This window comes from Cupriavidus sp. 01L45, assembly GCF_056399885.1.
This window is the reverse complement of sequence record NZ_JBFTSG010000124.1, coordinates 1-4,910: the sequence shown is the minus strand read 5'-3', so window position 1 is coordinate 4,910 and position 4,910 is coordinate 1. Positions and strand designations below refer to the sequence as shown.

At 65.9% G+C, this 4,910-nt stretch carries 4 protein-coding genes; all 4 read left to right on the top strand.

The features are described 5' to 3' along the window. Positions 1 to 345: citrate/2-methylcitrate synthase (locus AC1DT6_RS40035; protein WP_477115582.1), on the top strand; the 345-nt coding region annotated here is incomplete at its 5' end. 107 nt (positions 346 to 452) lie between these two features. Then, positions 453 to 3,050, top strand: a complete 2,598-nt coding sequence (acnD, locus tag AC1DT6_RS40030; protein WP_441637459.1) for a Fe/S-dependent 2-methylisocitrate dehydratase AcnD — start codon at positions 453 to 455, stop codon at positions 3,048 to 3,050. 78 nt (positions 3,051 to 3,128) lie between these two features. Then, the gene (gene prpF / locus AC1DT6_RS40025; RefSeq protein ID WP_441637458.1) at positions 3,129 to 4,319 is read left to right on the top strand and encodes a 2-methylaconitate cis-trans isomerase PrpF; all 1,191 of its coding nucleotides are present in this window, start codon (positions 3,129 to 3,131) and stop codon (positions 4,317 to 4,319) included. 267 nt (positions 4,320 to 4,586) lie between these two features. Further along, the coding region (locus AC1DT6_RS40020) for an asparaginase domain-containing protein (protein ID WP_477115581.1) at positions 4,587 to 4,910 on the top strand (324 nt) is incomplete at its 3' end.

Below are 4,910 nucleotides of genomic sequence, written 5' to 3'. Positions count from 1 at the left end.
GTGTACACCATCAGCGACCCGCGCAACCAGATCATCAAGGACGTGGCGCGCCGCCTGTCGAAGGACGCCGGCTCGACCAAGATGTTCGACATCGCCGAACGRCTGGAAACGACCATGTGGGACATCAAGAAAATGTTCCCCAACCTGGACTGGTTCAGCGCCGTGAGCTACCACATGATGGGCGTCCCGACCGCCATGTTCACGCCGCTGTTCGTGATCTCGCGGACCTCCGGCTGGGCTGCCCACATCGTCGAGCAGCGCATCGACAACAAGATCATCCGCCCCAGCGCCAACTACACTGGTCCGGAGAACCTGAAGTTCGTGCCGATCAAGGATCGCAAGTAACACCCGGCTGCCGGTTTGCTCCCCTGTACCGCCCGTGGGAGAGGGGGTAGCCGGCCGCGAAGCACGGCCGCTACCCCCTGATCATTACTCTCTTTCTTCCCTACAAAATGAACACTGCAAACCGCAAACCGCTGCCCGGCACCCAGCTGGATTTCTTCGACACGCGCGCCGCGGTCGACGCGATCCAGGCGGGCGCCTATGACAAGCTGCCGTACACGTCGCGCGTGCTGGCCGAGAACCTCGTGCGCCGCTGCGACCCGGCAACGCTGACCGATTCCCTCAAGCAGCTCATCGAACGCAAGCAGGAACTGGATTTCCCCTGGTTCCCGGCGCGCGTGGTCTGCCATGACATCCTGGGCCAGACCGCACTGGTGGACCTCGCCGGCCTGCGTGACGCGATCGCGGCCCAGGGCGGCGATCCGGTCATGGTCAACCCGGTGGTGCCGACGCAGCTGGTGGTGGACCACTCGCTGGCCGTCGAGTGCGGTGGCTTCGATCCCGATGCGTTCGCGAAGAACCGCGCCATCGAAGACCGCCGCAACGAAGACCGTTTCGATTTCATCAACTGGACCAAGAAGGCGTTCAAGAACGTCGACGTCATTCCGCCGGGCAACGGCATCCTGCACCAGATCAACCTCGAGCGCATGAGCCCGGTGGTGCAGGTAAAAGACGGCGTGGCCTTCCCCGACACGCTGGTCGGCACCGACTCCCACACCCCGATGGTGGACGCCCTGGGCGTGATCGCCATCGGCGTTGGCGGCCTGGAAGCCGAAAGCGTGATGCTGGGCCGCGCCTCGTGGATGCGCCTGCCGGACATCATCGGCGTGGAGCTGACCGGCAAGCCGCAGCCGGGCATCACCGCGACGGACACCGTGCTGGCCCTGACCGAATTCCTGCGCAAGGAAAAGGTCGTGTCGTCCTACCTCGAATTCTTCGGCGAAGGCACCACCCACCTGACGCTGGGCGACCGCGCCACCATTTCCAACATGGCGCCGGAGTTCGGCTCCACCGCCGCGATGTTCTACATCGACGAGCAGACCATCAAGTACCTCCGGCTCACCGGCCGTGACGAAGCACTGGTCAAGCTCGTGGAGACGTATGCCAAGGAAGCCGGCCTGTGGGCGGACAGCCTGGAGCACGCCGAGTACCCGCGCGTGCTGAAGTTCGACCTGTCCTCGGTGGTACGCAATATCGCCGGCCCGTCCAACCCGCACAAGCGCGTGCCGACGTCCGAACTGGCCGCGCGCGGCATCAGCGGCAAGGTCGAGAACGAGCCCGGCCTGATGCCGGACGGCGCCGTGATCATCGCCGCCATCACCAGCTGCACCAACACCAACAACCCGCGCAACATGGTGGCCGCCGGCCTGCTGGCACGCAACGCCAACCAGCTTGGCCTGACCCGCAAGCCGTGGGTGAAAAGCTCGCTGGCGCCTGGCTCCAAGGCTGTCACGCTGTACCTGGAAGAAGCCAGCCTGCTGCCGGAACTGGAACAACTGGGCTTTGGCGTCGTGGCCTATGCCTGCACCTCCTGCAACGGCATGTCCGGCGCGCTGGATCCGGTGATCCAGAAGGAAGTCGTGGACCGCGACCTGTACGCCACCGCCGTGCTGTCCGGCAACCGGAACTTCGACGGCCGTATCCACCCGTATGCCAAGCAGGCCTTCCTGGCCTCGCCGCCGCTGGTGGTGGCATACGCCATTGCCGGCACCATCCGCTTCGATATCGAGAAGGATGTGCTGGGCACGGACGCCAATGGCAAGCCGGTGACCCTGAAGGACATCTGGCCGACCGATGCGGAAATCGACGCCGTCGTAGCCGCCAGCGTGAAGCCGGAGCAATTCCGCAAGGTGTACGAGCCGATGTTCGCCGTGACCGCCGACACCGGCGAAAAGGTCAGCCCGCTGTACGACTGGCGCGAGATGAGCACATACATCCGCCGCCCGCCGTACTGGGAAGGTGCGCTGGCCGGCGAACGCGCGCTCACGGGCATGCGCCCGCTGGCGGTGCTGGGCGACAACATCACCACCGACCACCTGTCGCCGTCCAACGCCATCATGCTCGATAGCGCCGCCGGCGAGTACCTGGCGAAGATGGGCCTGCCCGAGGAGGACTTCAACTCCTACGCGACCCACCGCGGCGATCACCTTACCGCGCAGCGTGCGACCTTCGCCAACCCCACCCTGAAGAATGAAATGGTGGTGGTGGACGGCAAGATGAAGGCAGGCTCGCTCGCCCGCGTCGAGCCCGAAGGCAAGGTCACCCGCATGTGGGAAGCCATCGAGACCTACATGGCGCGCAAGCAACCGCTGATCGTGATCGCCGGCGCCGACTACGGCCAGGGCTCCTCGCGCGACTGGGCCGCCAAGGGCGTGCGCCTGGCTGGCGTGGAGGCCATTGCCGCCGAAGGCTTCGAGCGCATCCACCGCACCAACCTGGTCGGCATGGGCGTGCTGCCGCTGGAGTTCAAGCCGGGCGTGAACCGCGCCACGCTGGGCATCGACGGCACCGAGACCTACGATGTGATCGGCGAGCGCAAGCCCCGGACCGACCTCACTCTGGTCATCCACCGCAAGAACGGCGAGCGTGTGGAAGTCCCCGTGACCTGCCGCCTCGATACCGCGGAAGAAGTGTCGATCTACGAAGCCGGCGGCGTGCTGCAGCGCTTCGCGCAGGACTTCCTCGAATCGTCGAAGGCAGCTGCGTAAGCACGGGCTGACGGCTTCGTGCATCGTGTTCGGGCGGTACGGCGACGTACCGCCCGTTTTCACCAGGACAAACTATCCATGGCCCACGTACCCCAGATCAAGATTCCCGCCACCTACATCCGTGGCGGCACCAGCAAGGGCGTGTTCTTCCGCCTGCAGGATTTGCCTGACGCCGCGCAGGTGCCGGGTGCGGCCCGCGATGCGCTGCTGATGCGCGTCATCGGCAGCCCGGACCCTTACGGCAAGCAGATCGACGGCATGGGTGCCGCTACCTCCAGCACCAGCAAGACCGTCATCCTCTCCAAAAGCAGCAAGCCCGATCACGACGTCGATTACCTGTTCGGCCAGGTCTCCATCGACCAGCCGTTCGTCGACTGGAGCGGCAACTGCGGCAATCTCTCCGCCGCCGTCGGGCCCTTCGCCATCAGCGCCGGGCTGGTCGACCCCAGCCGCATCCCGCAAAACGGCATGGCCATCGTGCGCATCTGGCAGGCCAACATCGGCAAGACCATCATCGGGCACGTGCCGATCACCAATGGCGCCGTGCAGGAAACCGGTGACTTCGAACTCGACGGCGTGACCTTCCCCGCCGCCGAAGTCCAGCTGGAATTCATGGATCCCGCAGCCGAGGAGGACGGCGCCGGCGGCGCCATGTTCCCCACCGGGAACCTGATCGACGATCTCGAGGTTCCCGGCGTCGGCACGCTGAAGGCCACCATGATCAATGCCGGCATCCCGACCATCTTCCTGGACGCGGAAGCCATCGGCTACAAAGGCACCGAACTGCAGGACGCCATCAACGGCGACCCCAGGGCGCTGGCGATGTTCGAGACCATCCGCGCCCACGGCGCGGTGCGCATGGGTCTGATCAAGGATATCGGCGAAGCCGCTACCCGGCAGCACACGCCGAAGGTGGCCTTTGTCGCCAGGCCAGCCGCCTATGTTGCGTCCAGCGGCAAGCAGGTTGCCGCCGGCGACGTCGACCTGCTGGTGCGCGCCCTGTCCATGGGCAAGCTGCATCACGCCATGATGGGCACGGCCGCCGTGGCCATCGGCACCGCCGCGGCCATCACGGGCACGCTGGTCAATCTCGCCGCCGGCGGTGGCGAGCGCAATGCCGTGCGCTTCGGCCATCCGTCGGGCACCCTGCGTGTGGGCGCGGAAGCCACGCAGGTCAACGGCGAATGGACCGTGACCAAGGCCATCATGAGCCGCAGCGCCCGGGTGCTGATGGAAGGATGGGTGCGCGTGCCCGGCGATGCGTTCTGAAGCACGCTGACGCAGTGGCCGATGGACGGCCCGCGGCGCGCATGGAGCCCGGCTTTTGCCGGGCTTTTTTGTGCCTGCCGTCCGCCTCCCGCCTCGGGAAAACCCCGAATCCGCAAATGTCGACACATTTGACCACCCTCTCGTATAGTTCACCCTCCGCTGGCCAGACACCTGTAAGTCAGGCCCGGGCCGGCCGGATTGCGAAGACCGATAGACGACGCAGACACCCAAAAGGTGCTGTTCAGTCGTGCCTATACGAGGAGAATCATGAAACGCTTTGCCCGTCTCACCACCATCGGCGCCCTGCTGCTCGCCGCCAGCCTGACCACCGGCGCCGCCCATGCGCAGCTTGCCCCGTCCGCCGCCGCGCCGACGCAGGCCAGCGCCCCCAGCGAAGCCCGCAAGGCCAATATCGTCATTATCGGCACCGGCGGCACCATCGCCGGCGCCGGCGCTGCCGCCACCAATACCGCGGCCTACCAGTCGGCCGTGGTGCCGGTGGACAAGATCATCGCCTCGGTCCCGGAAATCTCGAAGGTCGCCAACGTCAAGGGCGAGCAGGTCTTCCAGATCGGCTCGGAGAGCTTCAAA

Bases quoted from the DNA above. Each gene is read 5' to 3' on its own strand.
- acnD (WP_441637459.1), top strand. From the start codon at position 453: ATGAACACTGCAAACCGCAAACCGCTGCCCGGCACCCAGCTGGATTTC.
- prpF (WP_441637458.1), top strand. From the start codon at position 3,129: ATGGCCCACGTACCCCAGATCAAGATTCCCGCCACCTACATCCGTGGC.